Origin of the sequence: Candidatus Formimonas warabiya (genome assembly GCF_002777255.1) — a bacterium.
Classification (GTDB): Bacteria; Bacillota; Dehalobacteriia; order Dehalobacteriales; family Dehalobacteriaceae; genus Formimonas; species Formimonas warabiya.
Genome location: NZ_CP017634.1, coordinates 1950540 through 1970093 on the forward strand (window position 1 = coordinate 1950540; position 19554 = coordinate 1970093).

20 protein-coding genes are annotated in these 19554 nt (G+C 51.5%); 4 read left to right on the forward strand and 16 right to left on the reverse strand.

What is annotated here, in order from left to right; genetic code table 11:
• Positions 1 to 80: 80 nt before the first annotated feature.
• The 6 genes from DCMF_RS09145 to DCMF_RS09170 are packed head-to-tail and all read right to left on the reverse strand — an operon-like array spanning position 81 to position 4244.
• Positions 81 to 833 (reverse strand): energy-coupling factor transporter transmembrane component T family protein, encoded by a 753-nt coding sequence (locus DCMF_RS09145; protein WP_236860225.1) that lies wholly within the window; start codon positions 831 to 833, stop codon positions 81 to 83.
• Positions 800 to 1486, reverse strand: a complete 687-nt coding sequence (locus DCMF_RS09150) for an energy-coupling factor ABC transporter ATP-binding protein (RefSeq protein WP_148134148.1) — start codon at positions 1484 to 1486, stop codon at positions 800 to 802. Before DCMF_RS09150 ends, DCMF_RS09145 begins: the two co-directional genes overlap by 34 nt.
• A complete protein-coding gene (locus DCMF_RS09155) occupies positions 1464 to 2306 on the reverse strand; it encodes an energy-coupling factor ABC transporter ATP-binding protein (RefSeq protein ID WP_236860226.1) in 843 nt (280 codons plus the stop codon). The genes DCMF_RS09150 and DCMF_RS09155 overlap by 23 nt, the downstream gene beginning before the upstream one ends.
• Entirely contained in the window at positions 2269 to 2850 is a 582-nt protein-coding gene (locus DCMF_RS09160; RefSeq protein ID WP_148134150.1) for an ECF transporter S component, read from the reverse strand. The genes DCMF_RS09155 and DCMF_RS09160 overlap by 38 nt, the downstream gene beginning before the upstream one ends.
• Before the next feature lie 31 nt (positions 2851 to 2881).
• Positions 2882 to 3616, reverse strand: coding sequence for a class I SAM-dependent methyltransferase (locus tag DCMF_RS09165; protein WP_214659215.1), 735 nt, complete (start codon positions 3614 to 3616; stop codon positions 2882 to 2884).
• Positions 3582 to 4244: a nucleoside-triphosphatase gene (locus DCMF_RS09170; RefSeq protein WP_148134152.1), complete on the reverse strand. Its 663-nt coding sequence runs from the start codon at positions 4242 to 4244 to the stop codon at positions 3582 to 3584. The genes DCMF_RS09165 and DCMF_RS09170 overlap by 35 nt, the downstream gene beginning before the upstream one ends.
• Positions 4245 to 4535: 291 nt before the next feature.
• On the opposite strand from DCMF_RS09170, the gene modA reads away from it, so the two are divergent.
• From modA to DCMF_RS09190, 4 genes are all read left to right on the forward strand, one after another.
• Positions 4536 to 5315, forward strand: coding sequence for a molybdate ABC transporter substrate-binding protein (modA, locus tag DCMF_RS09175; RefSeq protein ID WP_148134153.1), 780 nt, complete (start codon positions 4536 to 4538; stop codon positions 5313 to 5315).
• A gap of 260 nt (positions 5316 to 5575) precedes the next feature.
• On the forward strand, positions 5576 to 5908 hold the full coding sequence (locus tag DCMF_RS09180) for a winged helix-turn-helix domain-containing protein (protein ID WP_148134154.1): 333 nt from the start codon (positions 5576 to 5578) through the stop codon (positions 5906 to 5908).
• A gap of 56 nt (positions 5909 to 5964) precedes the next feature.
• Positions 5965 to 6630, forward strand: coding sequence for a molybdate ABC transporter permease subunit (gene modB, locus DCMF_RS09185; RefSeq protein ID WP_335582401.1), 666 nt, complete (start codon positions 5965 to 5967; stop codon positions 6628 to 6630).
• Positions 6631 to 6638: 8 nt separating this feature from the next.
• The gene (locus tag DCMF_RS09190) at positions 6639 to 7724 is read left to right on the forward strand and encodes a sulfate/molybdate ABC transporter ATP-binding protein (protein ID WP_148134155.1); all 1086 of its coding nucleotides are present in this window, start codon (positions 6639 to 6641) and stop codon (positions 7722 to 7724) included.
• A gap of 94 nt (positions 7725 to 7818) precedes the next feature.
• On the opposite strand, the gene DCMF_RS09195 is transcribed toward DCMF_RS09190, so the two are convergent.
• The 10 genes from DCMF_RS09195 to DCMF_RS09240 form a co-directional block, all read right to left on the reverse strand.
• Positions 7819 to 9189, reverse strand: a complete 1371-nt coding sequence (locus tag DCMF_RS09195) for a purine-cytosine permease family protein (RefSeq protein WP_148134156.1) — start codon at positions 9187 to 9189, stop codon at positions 7819 to 7821.
• A 154-nt stretch (positions 9190 to 9343) separates the two neighbouring features.
• Positions 9344 to 10804, reverse strand: a complete 1461-nt coding sequence (gene mftF / locus DCMF_RS09200; RefSeq protein ID WP_148134157.1) for a mycofactocin biosynthesis glycosyltransferase MftF — start codon at positions 10802 to 10804, stop codon at positions 9344 to 9346.
• A gap of 21 nt (positions 10805 to 10825) precedes the next feature.
• Entirely contained in the window at positions 10826 to 11836 is a 1011-nt protein-coding gene (gene mftC / locus DCMF_RS09205) for a mycofactocin radical SAM maturase (protein WP_148134158.1), read from the reverse strand.
• Positions 11814 to 12071 (reverse strand): mycofactocin biosynthesis chaperone MftB, encoded by a 258-nt coding sequence (gene mftB, locus DCMF_RS09210; RefSeq protein WP_148134159.1) that lies wholly within the window; start codon positions 12069 to 12071, stop codon positions 11814 to 11816. The genes mftC and mftB overlap by 23 nt, the downstream gene beginning before the upstream one ends.
• Positions 12072 to 12089: 18 nt before the next feature.
• Positions 12090 to 12980: an electron transfer flavoprotein subunit beta/FixA family protein gene (locus DCMF_RS09215; RefSeq protein ID WP_148134160.1), complete on the reverse strand. Its 891-nt coding sequence runs from the start codon at positions 12978 to 12980 to the stop codon at positions 12090 to 12092.
• A 21-nt stretch (positions 12981 to 13001) separates the two neighbouring features.
• Positions 13002 to 13274: a ferredoxin family protein gene (locus DCMF_RS09220; protein ID WP_148134161.1), complete on the reverse strand. Its 273-nt coding sequence runs from the start codon at positions 13272 to 13274 to the stop codon at positions 13002 to 13004.
• Positions 13271 to 14581: an FAD-dependent oxidoreductase gene (locus DCMF_RS09225; RefSeq protein ID WP_148134162.1), complete on the reverse strand. Its 1311-nt coding sequence runs from the start codon at positions 14579 to 14581 to the stop codon at positions 13271 to 13273. Before DCMF_RS09225 ends, DCMF_RS09220 begins: the two co-directional genes overlap by 4 nt.
• Positions 14559 to 15584, reverse strand: coding sequence for an electron transfer flavoprotein subunit alpha/FixB family protein (locus DCMF_RS09230; RefSeq protein ID WP_214659217.1), 1026 nt, complete (start codon positions 15582 to 15584; stop codon positions 14559 to 14561). Before DCMF_RS09230 ends, DCMF_RS09225 begins: the two co-directional genes overlap by 23 nt.
• Before the next feature lie 22 nt (positions 15585 to 15606).
• Positions 15607 to 17565 (reverse strand): mycofactocin system FadH/OYE family oxidoreductase 2, encoded by a 1959-nt coding sequence (locus DCMF_RS09235; RefSeq protein WP_148134164.1) that lies wholly within the window; start codon positions 17563 to 17565, stop codon positions 15607 to 15609.
• A gap of 10 nt (positions 17566 to 17575) precedes the next feature.
• The gene (locus tag DCMF_RS09240) at positions 17576 to 19528 is read right to left on the reverse strand and encodes an oxidoreductase (protein WP_148134165.1); all 1953 of its coding nucleotides are present in this window, start codon (positions 19526 to 19528) and stop codon (positions 17576 to 17578) included.
• Between the last annotated feature and the right edge of the window lie 26 nt (positions 19529 to 19554).

The window sequence follows — 19554 nt, forward strand, 5'->3', positions numbered from 1 at the left end:
GACCCCATTAGGAACCGGCATCAAGACATCATTCTCTCGGTTTTTTCCATCCCCCCCTTCCCGGATACATCCCCGCTTTATCAAAAATGCAGCCCAACCAGCACCAGGGTGATGATAAAGAAAAACAGCATCAAAACATAATCGGTAAGGTGAAAGGTCAAGTGCCTGAGATAAGTACGGCGGGGATAAACCCGAAAACACCGTGCCTCCATGGCGACCGCCAATTGCTGCGCCTTCAGCACCGCCCCATATACCACGGGAAAAAACAAGCAGCGGCACAAGCCCATTTTTTCCGGCCAGGCCACTTTTTTCAGCTCGATTCCCCGCAACTGAACTGCGGTGGTGACGTTGCCGATTTCATCCCGGAAAATAGGCAAAAAACGCATGGCTACAGATACCATAAAGGCAATTTCATAAGGCACCTTCCATTGAACCAGGCCCAGGATAAAGTCCCGGGATCCGGTAGTAAGGAAAAGGGAGGCACTAGCGACCACCACCCCCAGCCGGAGGATCACCCCGGTTCCGGCGGCCAGTCCTCCTGAAGTAACCAGAGGAACCGGACCTGCGGCCTGGAGAACCCTGCCTCCGGGAGAAAAAATCAATTGCACCAGAAAGAGGATGAAAACCAGAGGCAAGAAGGACTTGAACATCCCCCAAAGTCTTAAGATATTTATCTGCATCAGCGTTAAGATCAGCACGGTTCCGGCCAAAAGCAAAAACAGTTGCCCCGGTTTATCATAAATCAACGCCAATGTGGTAATACAAGCCATGATCACCAGTTTCGTCCGGGGGTCCATTTTCATCTCGTTTCCTGCCCCTTTGTTTTTTCGCATCCCTGGATCCGGCCTCTTTCCAAAACGACCACCCGGTCTGCCGTATTTTGCACAAAGCTGTGGTCATGGCTGACAACCAGGGTGCCCCGCCCTAGGCGGGCAATTTTTTTCAGATAATCTCCCAGCAGTTTCTTCCGGTAAAGGTCCAATCCCACCGTGGGCTCATCCAGGATTAAAAAAGCCGGTTCAGGGGCCAGCACGGCCGCCATCGCCACCCGCTGTTTTTCCCCCCGGCTTAGATGCAGGGGAAAAGCCTTGCGGTAAGGCGTCAATTCAAAATAATCCAGCAAAAATTTCACCCTTTCCGTGATCGCATCCAGGGGCCAGCCCCGGTGCTTTAACCCGAAACCGATTTCCTCCGCCACCGTGCTGCAAAACAACTGGTGATCCGGGTTCTGAAAAATATAGCCGATACGGCGCCCGATCTGGGCCAGGGAAAAATTCCGTAAAGACCGCTCCTCCAAATACACTTCTCCAGCACTGGGTGACAAAATGCCTACCATCAGTTTGGTCAGCGTTGTTTTTCCGCTGCCATTGGGCCCCACCAGCGCCGCAATTCCTTCTTGCTCCAAAGCCAGATCAATGCCGGACAAGACCGGCCTATCCTGCCGGGGATAAGAGAAACTTACCTCATTCAATTTCAAAAAAGCCATGGCCATCCTCCCCCACCAGACTTTCCTCATCCCCCAGCTTCAAACGGCAGGCGGTAAGAAACGGGCCGTCGGCCAGCACCTTTTCCGTCCGGTCATCACGGGCCACCGTCCCCTGCTTCAGTACCAGCAGCCGGTCGGTAAAAGCAATTGTCTCCAGGTCATGCTCTACCACAATAACGGTTTTTCCCCGGCGGTGTAATTTTTCCAGGGCTTCCCTTACTTTCTGCTTTCCGGCCCCATCCAGGCCGGACATCACTTCGTCCAGAAGGAGGATAGGGGGATCCAGGGCCAAAAGGGCCGCCAGGGCAATCAAATGCTTTTCTCCCCCGGACAAATGGTAGGGATTGGCCTGCCGTAAATCCTGGATACCCAGAAAGTCCAGGACCTCATCGATGCGCTGCCGGATCTGGCCAGGGGGCAAGCAGATATTTTCCAGGGCAAAAGCAATTTCTTCCTCCACCGTAGGGGAAAAAAGCTGGGTATCCGGGTCCTGAAAAACCAGTCCCACTTCCAGGGCGAGGCGGGCCACCGGATGCGCCCCGGTATCTTTGCCCCGGACGAATACTTTGCCGGACATGATCCCGCCCCGGCTGTGGGGAATAATCCCGTTTAAACAGAAGCAAAGGGTACTCTTGCCGCAACCGCTCATCCCCGTCACGGCCACCATTTCTCCCTGACCCACCCGGAAATTCACATCTTTTAAAACGTCCGGCCCAACCGGACCATACCGGTAAGTTAGTCCCTGCACGACAACAGCCTCCACAGGCGCTTCCCCCTCCGTGTTATTCTTTTGGACCCAACGGGCTTGATTGGGCCCCATTCTGAAACCTTCGTAGCTGCCGGCAGATCTGAAAAGCAAGCATGCCGCCCAGGCCGCCGGAAAGAGCGGCCGCACTCAGACTCAAGACGAGAGGAATCCAGGGCAAGCGAAAATAAACAAAGTTCACCATGAAAGTCCCCCCCATATTGGCCAGCATCCCCGCCCCAAAAGCGCACGGGAAACAACAAACCCGGTGGCCCGTCAGCAAAAGTCCCAAATCGGCCATGATGCCCGGCACCGTATAGGTGACCAGGCTTAATACCCCGTGAGAACCTACAATGCCGGTGGCCATCACCAAAATAGCCTGAACCAGGGCCACCAGGGTGGCTGCCCCCCGCTTGCCGGTTAGACCGGCGCCCAGGACAAGCCACATCATATAAAATCCCCCGGCTACAGCTCCGCTAGGAATCAGAAGGGGACCGGTGACGAGATGGGCTAAAGGAACAATCACCGGTTTCGTTGCTATTCCCAGAGCGGCCATCATGGCGATGATGATTAAATCGTAAAGGGAAAATCGATTAAGAAATCTTTGGAAAACACCCATTTTTCTCCACCACCTTTAAAAAGAACAGATACTAGCCCACCCATGTCCCTTTGTGCAGGTCATCAGATTTCATGATCAGGATGCCGCTTTCTTTGAAGTTGGAAAGGTAATATCCCCCGTTGCTTGGATGCAAATATTGGGCCGTATAGGCAGGTGGAATGGAGGTTCTTGGGATCCGGTAATAAAAATGTAAAAACTCTTCGTACTCTCCTATGCTGGAAAAAGGTTGGCCGAACTCGCAAGATAATGGCATGATCTGAAAAGAGATTTGCTCCTTTTCCAAGAACGCTTTGACCCTGGGGATGGTCTCCCTGTTCGGATGTTGCGTGGGAAGGGGATAGAATTCCTCCAAATGAAAATTATTTTTTATAACGGGCAAAACAACCACCAGATACTTTTTGACCAGGGTGCGCAGCTTTTCCATTTGACTGAACAGGCCGTCGCAATAACAGAGGAAAACCACATCGGCCGGTTGCTCCGGCTCCCACCGGTGCCAGTCGGCCACTTGGCAGGTGACATTGGACAGGTTTTTCTCCTGACATTTTTCTCTCAGAAAGGCAATCGCCCTGGGGTTGATATCCACCGCGGCGACCCGTTGTACCGCAGGAGCCAATGCCATGCTTAAAAAGCCTGCCCCGCATCCCAGATCAAAAACCCGTGTTTCCGGAGCCAAAAGCCCGGAACATTGCTGAACAATCTGCTGGTAAAAACTAGTCCTGGCCGCCGCCCGGTCAAACCACGCCAGGCTTTTTTCCGTCCAAACCAACAGAAGACATCACCTCTTCCAACCTTTTTTCCAGTATTTGAAACATCTCTTCCCGGTTTCTTTCCGTAATCGTGATCAGTTCCACATCTTCCCTGCGCCGGATCGCATTCAGAAATTTATCGTCATATTGTTTCAGCACACCTAGTACCGGGATGGGGGAATTCAACACCTCAAATACCTGAATATGAAACTGCATAGCGTTGCGCTCAAAAAAGCCCAATTCATCCAGGATAATCAAATCAGGTTCTTGGGCCAGGCTATTTTTGAGAATGGAGGTACCCAGCTGTTCAAAAATTAAAGGAAAGGCTTCCCAATGATCGTTATCCCTGCACCGGGCAATAAAAGCCAATTCTTTCGGCCTTGGCTTTTCCGAGATGCTCTCGATATAAAACCCGTTGATCTGACCATTTTCGACATAGGGCAGGGTTCTGAATCCGGCAACTTTGCCGGGAAAACCGGCCAGGATTCTATTAATCAGCGTGCTTTTTCCCATCTGGATTTTTCCTGTTAGAAAAATATTATTAATAACACTTCCTCCTTTTTCCGTTATGTTCGACAATATATAACGCAATGTCAAAAAATACCTGCTATTTGCAGGATCACACATAAAAACCCCTAAAAAACTCATTCGTTATACTATCACAAGAATAGCACTATCCATTATTTCTGTAAAGGAAAATCTTGTCTGCTCATTTAAACACTTTCCCTTCCTACCAGTCCATGATAATATTTCTCAGATAAAGATGAAAGATCTTTACAGATGGAAGAATAATGGCTATACTAAAATTAAAATAACGATTTGGTTACCGAGTTAAATAAACGTAGTTAACCAAAATTTCGTTATTTTTTTGACCTAGTTATGTTGTTTTCAATATAACGAAAGTCCTAACTAAATTTTTATGAAAGGGGTATTAAAAAGATGTGCAAAAATCGTAAGATCATTTCTCTTTTCCTCCTCACTGCTCTTGTTTTTTTCACCTTTTATGCCGTTAGCCTGGCGGCAGATCAAAAATCCAGCATTACCGTGGCAGCCGCCGCCAACCTGAAAAACTCATTTAGCGAAATGGGTAAAGCCTTTACAGCCAAGACCGGCATCGATGTAACCTTTGTCTTTGGGTCGACGGGAGAATTAACCCAACAGGTGAAAAACGGGGCGCCGGTTGACCTGTTCGCAGCAGCCGACACCAAGTCCATTACCGGGCTGGCCGGTGAAGATCTCATTGACAAGGACAGCGTAAAAAATTATGCCCAAGGCAGCATTGTTTTGGTCCCAAGCAAAAGCGCCAAGTTCCAGGTCAAATATCTGGGGGATTTAAAAAACAAAGATGTGAAAATCATTGCCATTGCCAATCCAGAAACCGCTCCATACGGAAAAGCGGCCCAGGACGCCTTAGTAGCGGCCGGCATCTGGGATAAAATCAAGGACAAAGTTGTTTTTGCCAAAAATATTGATGAAACCCTTACATATGTAAAAACCGGCAATGCCGATGCGGCTATTGTCGCCAAATCCCTGGTCTACGGAAGCGACCAAAAGTATTATGAATATAAAGCCTGGAATCAATTATACAAACCCATCGTCCAGGCCTTAGGTGTGGTAAAAGCCAGCGAGAATCATGAATCCGCCGTAAAATTTGCCAATTTTGTCACAAGTGCCGACGGCCAGAAGATCATGAAGAATTTTGGCTATGAGATCCCATAAAAAGCGTAAGGGCTTTCGGGATCCGGGTACCGGTATTGAGGGGAATCATCCCATGGGCAAAATCCGGTCCCCAAGAACAGAAATATCAGAAACATGAATACCTATCTATCCCTTAAAAAAGCCCTTCGGGGCTTTTTTCGGGATTCGGCCCCCCGTTTCTATCAGGGAACGACTACACAACTCTTGCTGGCCTAAAAAGCGATTTAGGTTTAAAATGTAACCATACGGTTCACATGATGATACAGCGGGGTGGTGATAAAATGTTGCGTCTTAAGTATAAAATATGGTTGGACAAGGACGGAAAGGTTTTCGGGGAGGGCCCCTACCGCTTATTGAAAGGGATAGAAGATACCGGTTCTTTAAATACCTCTGCCAAGGAGATGAAAATGTCCTACAGCCAGGCCTATAATTTAATTAAAAGCATTGAAAAAAGGCTGGGCTTTCCTTTGGTCCATAGTCAGGCCGGCGGTTATGGCGGAGGCGGTTCTCAACTGACAGACGGGGCAAAAGAATTAATGAAAAAATATCTCTCTTTCCGCCAAGAATGTGAAGAAGCGATTCAATCCCTCTTTGAGAAATATTTTGCCACATAGCCGCCTTGTTCCTTCTAATCCAGATGCCCGACGCATCACGTAAAAACTTGAGGTGAATGATGACTGATTTGGATTTTCGTCCTTTACTACTTTCTCTAAAAGTGTCCACACTGGCTACCTTTTTCATCATTTTAATCGGCACGCCCATCGGCTTTGTCCTGGCCCGGGCCAAATTTAAAGGAAAAAGCATTCTGGACTCCCTTTTTACACTGCCCCTGGTGCTGCCGCCCACGGTTTTAGGCTATTACCTGCTCGTAGCCATCGGCCGGCAAAGCCCCCTCGGTAAACTTCTGGAGAACCAGTTTGGCATTAATCTAGTTTTTACCTGGCAGGCGGCCGTCATCGCGGCATTTTTTACCTCCTTTCCTTTGCTGGTCAGGTCTGCTAAGGCTGCCTTTGCCGCCATTGACCCTAATATGGAAAACGCGGCCCGCACCCTGGGACGCTCAGAATTAAGCATTTTCTTTACCGTTACCATTCCCTTAGCCTGGAAGGGACTGATGGCCGGAGTCGTTCTGGCCTTTGCCCGGGCCCTGGGAGATTTCGGCACCACCATGATGGTGGCCGGCAACATCCCCGGGAAAACACAAACCATGCCCATTGCCATTTACGATGCCGTCATTGCCGGGAACACCGGTCAAGCCAATGTGCTGGTTCTGGTGATGACTTTAACGGCCATTATCATTATCATTGTCCTGAACACGGTCGAACAAAAATACTGAGGTGGATCATGCTGCATGTTCAAATCCAAAAAAAATTTGCCGGTTTTCAACTAGATGTGGGTTTTACCGTTTCCTCCGGAGTCACCGCTTTGTTCGGGCCTTCCGGATCAGGAAAGAGCGTCACATTAAAATCTATTTCCGGATTACTGGCCCCCGACCAGGGGGAGATTTCTCTTCATGATACCGTCCTTTTCAGCAGCCGAGAGGGCATCAACGTCCCCCCTCAAAAAAGAAGGATCGGCTATTTATTTCAGAATTATGCCCTTTTCCCTCATCTCAATGTGGCAGAAAACATTGTCTACGGCATTAGGCATCTTCCAAAAGAAGAGCAGCAAGAAAAAAGAACCAAGCTGATCCAGATGATGCAGCTGCATGGCCAGGAGAAAAAAAAGCCCGGAGAAATATCCGGAGGCCAGCAGCAGCGTGTCGCTTTGGCCCGCACCCTGGCTACCGACCCCCAACTGATTCTGCTGGATGAACCCTTTTCTGCTTTAGATAGTGCGGTAAAAAGCAGTCTGCGGGCGGAGCTTCTCGATATTCTGGAAGCTAAGAACATCCCTGCCATTATCGTCACCCACGATTTAAACGAAGCCTATAGCATGAGCGATCATATCACCATCATCGAAATGGGCCGCATCATGCAATCGGACAATAAGTGGAATATTATCAACGCTCCGGCAAATATCGCCGTAGCCGAATTAACCCGGGCTAAGAATATTTTTTCCGGGACCATTGCAAAACAGGAGGAAATGGAAAAAACCGGGGTAAACACATCCTGGGGAACATTTTTCCTGACCCCTTCTTCCCCTTTTACCCCGGGTAAAACCATCCATTTTTTTATTCGCCCCCACCATATCCAGGTTTTTGATCCGGAGGAAAAGCACCTGCCGGAGGAAAATATTTTAGAGGGCACCGTCACCAATATCATTTCCCATATCGACAGCCATACCCTTTACCTGAAGAAAACCTCCGGACCGGCAGACGATGTGGTTTTTGTAAAGGTCAATGATGACCTTTTTGATAAACTGAATCTGGCCAAAAACAGCCGGGTATGCTGTTATTTCCCTCCCGATTGCATTGGCGTCATTGGCTGACGTCCAAAAGCCCAAAGGGCTTTTCGGATCTGGGTGCCGGGGATAACAGAACCGCAAGAAAGGCTTGTCCCTGCTTGCGGTTCTGACTTGGTTCCTATCGGGCTTTTACATTGGTACGGGAAGGAATACTTTGATTAGCCCGCACCCCCAGGAAGTAATAGAGCACGGCGGAAAAAATCCCCCCCACAATCCAGGCAATGTCAGCCCCGCCCAGCGCTTTGGAAAACGGTCCCTGATACCAGGCGGTGTTGATGAAAGGGATTTCCACGACTACCGTGATAAAATATGTAAATAAAGTTCTCCAGTTATAGCGGCCGTATTCGCCGTCCGGATCGAAGATGGCGTCAATATTATAGTGGCCGTGTTTCAGAAAGTAAAAGTCGACCAGATTGATTGCCGTCCAGGGAATCATGAAAAACAGCAAAAGGGCCAGGAAGTTGGTATAGATCGTCAGGAAATTGCCGGATCCCCATATGGCAATGGCCGTACCGATGAGACAGATGGCCGTGACAAAGATAATACGGTTTTTTCTCGTCCCCTTTACTTTTGTAAAAGGCTCTACTGTGGTGATCAGGGACATGAAGGCACCGTAGAGATTCATGGAGTTGCCAAACATAATCCCTAAGATCATGGTAATAAAAACAATGGATTTCAAAGGCAATCCCCAGATTTCGCCGATCCCGGCGGGGGGATTGTCGATAAAACCGGGAATTTTAGCAGCTAAAATCGCGCCGATCACCATCATCCATACCGCTCCTGTCACCGTACCCCCATAAGTGGCCCAAAAGGTGGCCGATACTTTGGTCTTGCTGGGCAAATAGCGGGAATAATCCGCTACATAGGGGGCATAGGTGATTTGCCAGGTGGCATAAATACTTACCGCGAGGAGAAACATGCCCATATCGACCGGTCCCAGAGTCAAACTGCCCTCAGGAAGAGGGATTCTTAAAGCAAAATAGGTGACGATGGCGAAAACAATCACAAAAAGAATCGATACCCATTTTTCCACAAAATGAATCACGTCATAGCCGTAAATACAAACGATCAGGGTGACAATATTCGCTATAATAATGGCAGGAGTAATAGGTACATGGATAAACCCCAGCGTTTGCCCGGCAAGAAATGAATTACTGGCAAAATAGCCAAGATACATGATAATGACAAGAACGAGGGGGATCACCGCACCGATGACCCCAAACTGGGCCCGGCTTTGAATCATCTGAGGAATGCCTAATTGAGGTCCCTGAGCGGAATGGAAAGCCATAAACAGGGCGCCGAAGCAGTTTCCCAGGATGATGGCCAAAAGACTCCACGCTAAATTCAATCCCAGAGTAGAAGCCAGGGTTCCCATGGTGACGGCCAAAACAATCATATTCATGCCGAACCAGATCGTCACCAAACTGCTCACTTTCCCGTGCCGCTGGTCTTCCGTAATATACTCGATACTTTTCTGCTCAACTTCCATGTAATTCCCTTCTTTCTTTAGATTAATTGGGATCCCGCGATCCCTCTTGACACCAAAGGAACGAAAGAATTAGCCTTCCCCTTCCCGCAACACCTCCTTTCCCACTTTCACTACATCTTGACCTTCGGGTTAAAAGAGTCTTACCAATACAGTGCTAACTAATCATAATATCCGGCAGCAAAGAGCGAAAATAATGCCTTTTGAAGCAACCGTAAAATACCCCGCACTGGTAAAAGGTATGTTCCAAGAGATAAATGCCGGCAAATGGGAAAAAAGAAAGCCGGGGTTTTTTTAAAAAATAGTCCACCAGAGTAGCCATGAGGACGGCAAAAAGAAGAAAAGTACCGAAAACCGGAAAAATAGCCGTCAATAAAACCAGGACAATGAAGTAATAGCGGATCAAATAAAAACAACAATAATACCAGAAAGAAAAGGTGCTCCGGATGGTGGAAAGGATGATGCTGCGCGTATGAAAAGGAAGCAGATAAGCATCGACGGCTTTTTTCTTTTTCCTGAAATCCAGATAGAACAAAACCGGGATCAAACCCAGGGGTAAAACAGACCGGGACAAAAGGGCCCCGAAAACCAGGATCAGGGAAATCCCTTGATACAAGGGGCAGGGAAGAATCTTTTTCTTTTCCCCGTGCCGGCGATAGAGATCCGGCTCCGACGTGCCATAATCAAAGCGGCGTTTTAACATTTTCCGGAAAAGATTCCGGTGTTTATGAAATACCACGCCGGTGGGAACATACAACAGGTGATGGCCGGCATTCCTAAGCCTCCAGCAAAAATCCACGTCTTCCCCCACCTGCATCTGGGGCTGGAATCCCTGAATTTCTCGAAATACCTCCCGCCGCACCAAAAAATTGCACGTAGGCACATAAAACATGGATGCGGCATTGCTTTCAAAAAGCACCCGTTTGCCCATGTTCAGGGAAGAAAAAGCATCTTCATACCGGTCTACGGCACTGGATTGATAATAGCCGGCGACAAAACCGCCCATGGCCCCAATCCCGGGTAAACTAAAAAAACGGACCATCTCCTTCAGCCAAGAAGGGCTCACGGTACAATCGCTGTCCAGGAAAGCCAGAATCTCCCCGGAGGCGGCTTCCCCGCCCCGGTTCCGGCATGCTCCCGGCCCTTTACAAACATCATGAGAAACAAGCTTTACGCCGAATTCCCGGATCACTCCGGCCGTATCATCGGTAGAGGCATCATCCACCACGATGATTTCCAGCTTCTCTTTCGGATAGTCCAGGTTGCCCAGAGAGCTCAGGCAATCCCGGATATCCTCCGGCCGGTTTCTCACCGGGATAATAACCGTAACGGCGGGGAGGCCGGGATCCTGCTCCTGATCCCCATCCTGGCTGCTCAGCTCCAGAAATCCTTTGGCGACCAGGGTAAAGATCACTTCCACAATTTTTTTCTGCTCCGGCCAGGTTTTGGGGCCGGTGATCCCATCCAGGCTCGCTCCCGCGCTGATCATCTTGATGATTTCGTAAAGCTGCTGATTCAAGCGCAAGTAACGGATGGGCGTTTGGGATGTGATGAAATAGCGATCATCTTTTTCCATCAGAGTGATGCCGCGGGCTAATTTGAAAACAAAGGGAAACATCTCCCCACCCCCTTCCGTTAATCACACATTACAGATACAGGCCGGATCCGGGTAATCCAATGCTTTCTTCAGGAAGAAAGCAACCGCCGGACAGCCCCCGTGACAAAAATCAAAGCGGGCACAATTTTGGCAGGATTCTCCGCGCAGATTTCTGATCCTGTTAAATACGGTTGCCTCTAGCCAGATTTCCTGTAAAGATTGTTCCAGGATATGGCCCGAAAAAAACTCTGGCTCCTGGAGAAAGGCACAGGGATAAACACTGCCGTCCGGGGCCACGCTGCAGGTCATTTTTGCCGCCCCGCACATATTCAGGCCCAAATGCTTCCGGTCTGCCGCCGTAATGGAAAAAAAGGAATCACCGGTCAGCACGTCCTTGTGTTTGCTTAAAATATCGGCCAGTTCCCGGGTTTGTTCTTTGGTAAGATGGTACTCTTGCCAAACCTCCTTGGCACTGCCCGAGGGTCGGAACCGGGAGAGCCTGGTTTTCGCCCGGTAGAACTTTCCCAGTAAATACATCTCTTTGATCTCCCGGAAGTTCTTGGCCGTGACCACGGTATTGATGCTCAAATGGGGAAAATGATATTTGTTCAGGTTTTCGATCCCGGAAACAGCTGCGTCAAAGCTTCCTTTTCCTCTGATCCGGTCGTTTGTTTCCCGTGTCGCCCCATCCAAACTAACCTGAATATAAAGCAGGGCCATTTGAGACAGCCTTTGGGCCAAGGCCTCATCCACCATGGTCCCGTTGGTGCTGACACAGGTGACAATTCCTTTTTGGTGGGCATAGTCCAGAATATCAAGGATATCCTCCCGCAAAAAGGGCTCGCCGCCGCCCAGGTTTACCTGGAAAACCCTGATCCGGGCCAGGTCGTCCATAAAATGGCGGCACTGTTTTAAGGTCAGATCCGGCGCCCCCGCCGCCCTTTGATGAGCGGAAAGGCAGTGCACGCAGGATAGATTGCATTGATGGGTAATCTCCCAGGTGACATTGACGGGAGCTGAAAGCCGTTTTTCATGAAGATTTTGTCTCTGCACGGAGAAGCCCCCTTTTCACTAAGTGATGCAGAATACCTTGAATTTTTTGATTGGTCTCTCCATCCCTGTCCAGATAGTCTGAGTCCGGACTTTCTTTTTCCAGCGTCTCGACCCGGATCAAGCTGCCGCTTTTGATAAAAGTAAGGTTGGTATTCCGGGTATTGTAAAACAACAAGCCAAATGACTCTTGGCGCACCTTGATGTCAGGGGACAATTGATAATAAATTGCGCTCATATTTTGCCTCCGCCCCTCCTAGTTTTCCTGGCTTCGCTTTGTGATGAGATCCGCTGCTTCCAAAAACGCCACCATCGCCCGGGCCGCCTGCTCAGGAGATCCCTGGACCAACTCCGACTTCTTCCCGGACATTCCCCCGGATACCACACGGTTGATCCGCTCCGCCCCGGGCAAGGAGCAATCGGGGCTATCGATGCTCTGGGCCGGCGGCCTCAGGGGCCGGACCTGATAAATCATGTCCCGGGACACATGGGGGGGAATCATGCGGGCTACCGTTCCTAAAAGCAAGGGGGCGACAGGAATCTCAGCCTGCATCACCGCCAGAAGATCCGGCATCGCCCACCGCCGGGGCTGACTGAAAGATTCTGACAGGGCCAGCAGGGCAGGCAGCTCACAGCGCAGCACCTGTCTTTTTCCTTTTTCCAGCTTTCTTTTCACGGTCATTGTCTGTAATTTTTCTTCCCTATGTAAAGCCACGACACCTGTGATAAAAGGCAGGTGCAAATATTCCGCCAGCCAGGCCGGGACTTCCGAAGCGTGAAAATTTCCTCCGCCGTCCCCGCACAGGACTAAATCACAGGGCATTTTTTTAATAAAATAGGCCAAAGCAAAGGCGACAAAATGAGGGGCGCATACATTTTCCCAGTCATCTTCCCAAATGCGCAAGACCTGATCGGCCCCCATAGCCCATGCTTCTCTTAAACTTCTCTCGGTCCGGGCCGGACCCAGGCTAAGCACGGAAACCCGGCCTCCCAGCTGCTCTTTCAGGGCCAAAGCCGCTTCCAGGGCAGAAAGATCGGCTGGATGCGTCACATAAACGGAACGCTTTTCCTCAACCCGCCCTGTGCCAGGATCGATTTCTACCGAACCAGGGTCGGCTACTTGTTTTAAACACACCACGATGTCCATCCCAACCACTCCTTGCCTTTTCTAAGCCTCCCGGAAGCTTACCCCGCAGCCCCCTTTGGGATAATGCCAGGTAATACTTTTCCCGGGACAGATCACATAACAAGTGCCGCATTCCAGACATCCCTCATGGCTGTATAAAACCTCCGACTCGGCCAGAGTAAACATCCCGGCCGGACAGGCAAACAAGCAGGGTTTGCTTGCACAGGCGGCACACTTTTCCTGGTCGATGGTAATATGGCTTTGCCGGTCCAGGCGGAAGCGGAGCAAATTGATTTTATCCTGCACATTGATCATGCTAAGGTCCTCCCGATTTGGATGACGTCCTTGACCATTTTTCCCACCGATAATCCGGATTTCTTCAATTCGGCTAATCCTAAGCCGGCCAGCTTCGGTACCGGTCCCCGGTCCACCCGGTATAAGGACTCCATAAAACTGCACACAAATTCCGGATATACATTCTGAATATGGGGGTTGCTGACAAACTCCGGCGTATGCCTGAATTTCTTAAAAGTAGGCAAGACCTGATTATCGGTTAAATATTTTTCGTAAAGAGCCATGCTGGGGCTGGAAAAATCCCCTTTTTTCGCTGCCGCCGTCACCGCATCGGCGGCAGCCGCCCCGGACAACATGGCAAAATTGATGCCCAGCAAAAGATAGCCCGTGACCAGGACAAAACCGGCCGCATCCCCCGTCACCAGCAGGCCTGGGGCGTACAGCCTGGGAAACATCTTCCAGCCCCCTTCCGGAATCATATGGGCGGCATACTCTTTTGTTCTTCCCCCCCGGATCAGAGGCCGGATGGTAGGATGATTCTTGAAAAGCTCTAAAAGCGCATAAGGTTGGACCCGGTATTGCATGAGGGTGGAAATTTGGCCCACCACCCCGAGGGAAACGCTGTCCCGGTTGGTATATAAAAAACCGCCCCCGTTCACTTTTCCCGTAATGGCACCCACCGTTTCCATGGCGGTCCCTTCATTTCCGTTTAATTGGAAGCGGTCTTCGATGATCTCAGGGGAGAGCTGAATCACTTCTTTTACGCCCACCGACATCTCATGGGCGTGAAATTCCCTTTGCAAACCTGCTTCTTTGGCTAAAAAGGAATTCACCCCGTCAGCCGCGATCACCGCATCGGCAAAGAGATCCCCTTGTTCCCGGTCGGTATGCACGCCCACGATCTGTCCCTTTTCTTTGATTAAACCCGTGGCGACAGTTCCGCAAATTAAGCATGCCCCGGCTTCTTCCGCCCGTTCCGCCAGCCAGCGGTCAAACTTGGGCCTTAAAATGGAGAAACCGTTAAACGGGAAGGCGGCAGCCCTCTCGTTTTTAAAGTCAATCAACAAGGAAGAAGTGTCCGTCAAAAATCCTAATATTTTACGGGAAATACATCTTTCCAGAGGGGCAGTCTGGGAAAAACCCGGAATTAAATTTTCCATAAAGTCCATGCCATAGAGGGCGGCACCCGAAACATTTTTTGCCCCCGGATATTCACCCCGCTCCAGAAGGGCCACTTTCAGGCCGGCCCGGGCTAATTTCAGAGCGGCGGTGGAGCCGGCGGGGCCTGCCCCCACTACAATGGCGTCAAATTGCTTTTTCTCTTTCATGTTCAACCAGCCCCTCTTCCCTTTTGGGCAGATACTCCCCTAATTGTTTTACGAAAGCGGGCAATATTTCCCGCACGTCCCCGATCACAGCCAGGTCTGCAGCCTGGATGATCTCCGCCCGGGGATTTTTATTCACGGCGATTACCTTTTGACAATCCTTGATCCCCATCCTGTGCTGCACCGCTCCCTCAATACCCCAGGCCAGGTACACCCGGGCCCGGAGCACTTTTCCGGTGGCCCCGATCATGCGCTCCGGCGGGATCCATCCTTTATCCTGGGCCACCCGGGATCCCCCGAGAGACCCGCCCATCAGGTCTGCCGCTTGTTGGAGCAAGGCAAAGGTTTCTTGGTCACCCATGCCGTTGCCCCCGGCCAGCACCAGATCCGCCTCCGCCAAATCAATTTCCCCCGGGTCGGAAACATAGGTATCCACATGGTGCACGCGTAAAGGGGAAGGACACACCCGGTCAATGGATACGATCCTGGGACTTGCCGCCGCCGGCTTCTCAATGCCCTGGATGTCCGGAGGAATCCCTAAAATCACGGCTTGGGGATTTTTCAGCGTTACCAATTCCTGACCGAAACCGTCAAACCGGAACCGGGTCACGGCCGCTTCCCCGGCCCCGCGCCAGGAAATATCCCCGCATCCGGCAATAAATACCGTCCTCAACCGGGCGGCCAAACGGGTGCCCAGATCACGCCCGTTCGCCGTCATCCCGCACAAGACAAACTCCGGCTGCTGTTTCCGGATCAAACTCTCCACGGTGGCCAGATACAGCTCCCCGTTATAATGATTAAAATCCGCATGCGCGCCCAGATAAACCACCTCCGCCCCGTAAGAAGCCAAGGCGTCTGTCAAGTGGTCATATCCTGCGCCTAAAACAAGGGATGTTAAAGAAGCGCCTGTTTCCCGGGCAAATCTTCTTCCCACACCCAACATTTCTTTGGTTAAACCCGTAATATCTTTCCGGTCATATTCGGCAACCACCAAAATCTCTCTCATCTTTGCCCTCCTTAGCAGCCCCTTATAAAGCGCTCCCGGTTTTAAACCCCTCGGAAACGGCGGCATCTAAGCGCCGGGGAGCTACACAGTCCCCAATGCGATAGAGCTCCCGGACCTTCCCTTTGAGAGAAAAATAGAAGGCATCATTGGCCCGGTGGGGTACGGCAAGAACGACATGATCGATATGCTCCCACAGCAACTGCTGGCCGGAATAATTATGAATCCCTTTCACGGTATCACCGTCCACGCCGAGGAAGGATACGTTGGGGGTGAGGACAATCTGCTTTTTCCGGGCTCTCTGATACCACAGGTCTAAATCCAGGGTGCGCCCCAGCCCTTGCCCCACATAGAGGGAGGAGGATAAAATTTCCACCTTTTTCCCCTGGTCCGCCAACATTTCCGCCACGCCGGTAGCCTGATAAAAGCCCAATTGGTCTACAATTAAAACCTTTTCTCCTAAAGGCACATCCTGAGTGAGAAGCTGCAAAACGGTAAGAACATTCTTTTGATCACAGCCCGGCACCGGAAGGGCCTGAGGCAGTGAGCCTGTAGCCACGATTACGGCATCAGGGCTTTTCTCCGCCACTTCTTCTGACCTGATTTCATGCCCCAAATACACCTGGACAGGAACCGTCTTCAGCTCATTGAGCAAATTGCGGATATGATCGCCAAATTCCGACCGGTAGGGCAGCCGGCTGGCGAATCTTACCTGTCCCCCCAGCTCATGGTCCTTTTCAAAAAGGCTGACCCGGTGCCCCCGTTGGGCAGCAGCGAGAGCGGCCTGCATTCCGGCCGGTCCGCCGCCGATGACATAAACCTGTTTGGTCCTGGGAGCCGGTTTCACCATCCCCTGGCCCCAGATTTTCTCTTTGCCCACCGCCGGGTTTTGCACACAGCCGATGGTTTGGTTCAGGCCCACCCGGCCGATGCAATCCTGGTTGCAGGATAAGCAGCCCCGGATCAATTCTTCCTGCCCATTGAAGGATTTCCGGGCAAAATAGGCGTCCGAGATTTGGGCCCGGACCATGCCCACCAGATCGGCATGCCCTTGCCGGAGCACCTGTTCCCCTTGATGAGGGTCTTTGATCCGGCCCACGGTAATCACAGGCAGCTTCACCGCCTGCTTAATGGCGGAGGACATGTAAACCGCATAGGCGGGAGGCAGGCACATGGGCCCTTCTACCAAATAAAGGGCATGGGTCGCAATCCCCACACTGGTATTCAAATAATTAAAGAGATCCATTCCCTCGATGCTGCGGGCAATGTCTACCACGTCGTTTAAGGTCAGTCCCTGATCCACAAATTCTTCTCCGGACAGCCGGATGCCTAAACAGAAATCCGGTCCCACCGCCTCCCGCACCGCCTGCCCCACTTCCCGGAGCAAACGGATGCGGCCCTCGGCACTCCCGCCATAGCCGTCCCGGCGCCGATTGGTATAAGGAGACAAAAACTGGCGCAGCAGGGAGGAATGAGAGCCCTGGAACTCTACCCCGTCAAAGCCGCCTTCTTGGGCCAGAAGGGCGGACTTGGCATAAAACCGGATCAGCTCGTCGATCTCCACCTGATCTATTTCTTTGGGAACTTCGCAAAACAAGGGATCGGCCACCGGGGAGGCGCCCCACACAGCAAGCTGGTTATACAAGCCCGTGCCCTGGTTGCCGTTATGATTCAGCTGGGCAAAGATCCTGGCCCCGTATTGATGCACCATGCCGGTGATCATGCGGTACCCCGGCAATGCTTCTGCCGAAAAGGCATCGACCAGCTTCTCATAGGCATGATCGGAAGGATGTACCGACAATTCTTCCGTAATGATTAGACCGGCTCCCCCTTTCGCCCGTTCCCCGTAATAATAGGCATGCCGCTCCCCGGGCAGATTCCGCTCCGCAAAATTCGTCAGGTGTGCGGAAAAAACAACCCGGTTCCTTAACTGGATATTGCCGATCTTGATGGGACTTGACAAATAAGGAAATTGTTTTGACATCTTACACCCCTCAGATTCTGCTCCCGGCTTCAAAGCCTTCTCTCACTGCCGCACCGTAATTTCTCGGGGCCACACAATCGCCTGCCGTCCAGACTTCGATCCCTCTCCCGAGCAGGCCTTGATATAAGTCATTTTGGGGAACATTGGGGGCAGCCAGAATCATCCCGTCGATGCCGCCGATGCTCCATTTTTCCAGGGAAAATTTATCCCGCACCTCCATGCTATTTCCCCTAATACGGGTTACTTCCGTCTGGGGGATAAATTTGATCCCATAACGGCAGGCCTCCTGATACAACCTAACAAACTCCCCTTTGGCCGCCAGTTGCGCCCCCACAAAAAAGTCGGACGTGACGATGTGCACGGATTCCGCCTGATCCGCCAGGGCGACGGCCGTGCCGAGGGCGGGCCAGGACCCCTCCAGGTCAACTACCATCAGGTTTCCCCTAATTTTACTGCTGTCTTCTAAAACTTCCTCCGGGCGGAATATGCGCGCATCCGCATCGACGTCTAAAGAAACCGGGGCCGGTTTGCTCCCGGTGGCCAAAACGATGGCATCAGGCGCTTCTTCCTCCAGTGTATCCAGGGAAAATGCCCGGTCCATCCGAAATTCCACCCCATGGTCCCGGGCGGTCCGGAAGAGGTAATCAATGGCCCGGGGAAAACCCCCGTTGCCGGGAATTCTTGCCGCCCATCTCAGCCTTCCCCCGGGAATAGGCTCCTTTTCAAACAAAACCACTTGATGCCCCCGGGCCGCAGCGCTCGCCGCCGCCTCCAGACCCGCCGGACCTGCCCCGATCACAAATACTTTTTTGCGCCATAAGGGGGGAGAGATTTTCTTCCGGCTGGGGTCACTTTCTCTGCCTGCCCGAGGATTCATGGCGCAGGACAGGGGGGGATTGGTGATCAAATGGGTATAACAACCCTGGTTGCACAAAATACAGGGCCGGATTTTCTGCTGAAGTCCTTCACGGTATTTAAGGGGTAACTGAGGATCGGCAATTAAAGGCCGGGTCATGTCCACCATGTCTATGCCATCCCGTACCACCTGCTCTGCCAAATCCCCGCCGGCAATGCTTCCGGTGGCGCAGACAGGAACATTTACTTCCTTTTTGATCACCTGAGCGGGACCAACTGCATAATTCTCAGGAACCCGCATGGATGCCATGGTCATGTGAACCGTAAAAATGCTTCCTACTTCCACGGCAATATAATCCAGGGCAGCATGCTCACATAAGTAACGGGCGATTGCTCCGCTTTGTTCCGGCGTCAATCCCCCCCAGGGGGCATATTCATCGCCGCATAATCTCAGTCCTAAAATGATCTCGCCGCCGATCTGTCGGCGTACCCTTTTTAAAGTTTCCAGGCAAAGCCTGGCCCGGTTTTCCGGAGCACCGCCGTAGGAATCGGTCCGGAAATTGGTCAGGGGGGACAAAAACTGCCTCAGCAAAGAAAACTGACCGGCATTGATCTCGATCCCGTCCAAACCGGCACCAATAATTTTTTCCGACCCGGCAGCAAAACCGGCGACCAGGGCTTCCATATCTTCTTCTTCCATCACCTTGGGTACTTCTCCCGAATTGACCTCCGGGACAGGGGAAGGCGCCCATGATTCCCGCCCGGAGAAGCCGCTCACCGCCTGACCCCCGTAATGATTCAGCTGGGCCACCAAAAGACAGTCATAGGGCCGCACCGCCCGGGCTACTTTTTCATACCCTTCCGGCGCACCTTTCTCGCAAATATTCAGCGCCCTTTCATAAGGGTAATCAGAAGGAAGTACGCTACACCCCTCGACAATGATCAAACCTGCTCCGCCCCGGGCCCTTTCCCCGTAATACAGGGCATGCCAGTCGCTTAAAACATGTTTTTCCGCCCGGTTCGTCCGGTGCGGGCCAAAAACAAGGCGATTCTTCAATTGACGCTTTCCCAATGAAAGGGACCGGAACAAACCTGATTCCTCACCCATGGCCGGTCACTTCCCCCCTTTCCCTA

Bases quoted from the DNA above. Each gene is read 5' to 3' on its own strand.
- DCMF_RS09220 (WP_148134161.1), bottom strand. From the start codon at position 13,274: ATGATCAATGTGCAGGATAAAATCAATTTGCTCCGCTTCCGCCTGGAC.
- DCMF_RS09230 (WP_214659217.1), bottom strand. From the start codon at position 15,584: ATGAGAGAGATTTTGGTGGTTGCCGAATATGACCGGAAAGATATTACG.
- mftB (WP_148134159.1), bottom strand. From the start codon at position 12,071: ATGAGCGCAATTTATTATCAATTGTCCCCTGACATCAAGGTGCGCCAA.
- DCMF_RS09150 (WP_148134148.1), bottom strand. From the start codon at position 1,486: ATGGCTTTTTTGAAATTGAATGAGGTAAGTTTCTCTTATCCCCGGCAG.
- DCMF_RS09160 (WP_148134150.1), bottom strand. From the start codon at position 2,850: ATGGGTGTTTTCCAAAGATTTCTTAATCGATTTTCCCTTTACGATTTA.
- DCMF_RS09240 (WP_148134165.1), bottom strand. From the start codon at position 19,528: ATGGGTGAGGAATCAGGTTTGTTCCGGTCCCTTTCATTGGGAAAGCGT.
- DCMF_RS09190 (WP_148134155.1), top strand. From the start codon at position 6,639: ATGCTGCATGTTCAAATCCAAAAAAAATTTGCCGGTTTTCAACTAGAT.
- DCMF_RS09170 (WP_148134152.1), bottom strand. From the start codon at position 4,244: ATGAGTTTTTTAGGGGTTTTTATGTGTGATCCTGCAAATAGCAGGTAT.
- DCMF_RS09235 (WP_148134164.1), bottom strand. From the start codon at position 17,565: ATGTCAAAACAATTTCCTTATTTGTCAAGTCCCATCAAGATCGGCAAT.
- DCMF_RS09225 (WP_148134162.1), bottom strand. From the start codon at position 14,581: ATGAAAGAGAAAAAGCAATTTGACGCCATTGTAGTGGGGGCAGGCCCC.
- DCMF_RS09145 (WP_236860225.1), bottom strand. From the start codon at position 833: ATGCGAAAAAACAAAGGGGCAGGAAACGAGATGAAAATGGACCCCCGG.
- mftF (WP_148134157.1), bottom strand. From the start codon at position 10,804: ATGTTTCCCTTTGTTTTCAAATTAGCCCGCGGCATCACTCTGATGGAA.
- DCMF_RS09155 (WP_236860226.1), bottom strand. From the start codon at position 2,306: ATGGGGCCCAATCAAGCCCGTTGGGTCCAAAAGAATAACACGGAGGGG.
- DCMF_RS09195 (WP_148134156.1), bottom strand. From the start codon at position 9,189: ATGGAAGTTGAGCAGAAAAGTATCGAGTATATTACGGAAGACCAGCGG.
- DCMF_RS09180 (WP_148134154.1), top strand. From the start codon at position 5,576: ATGTTGCGTCTTAAGTATAAAATATGGTTGGACAAGGACGGAAAGGTT.
- DCMF_RS09215 (WP_148134160.1), bottom strand. From the start codon at position 12,980: ATGGACATCGTGGTGTGTTTAAAACAAGTAGCCGACCCTGGTTCGGTA.
- modB (WP_335582401.1), top strand. From the start codon at position 5,965: ATGATGACTGATTTGGATTTTCGTCCTTTACTACTTTCTCTAAAAGTG.
- modA (WP_148134153.1), top strand. From the start codon at position 4,536: ATGTGCAAAAATCGTAAGATCATTTCTCTTTTCCTCCTCACTGCTCTT.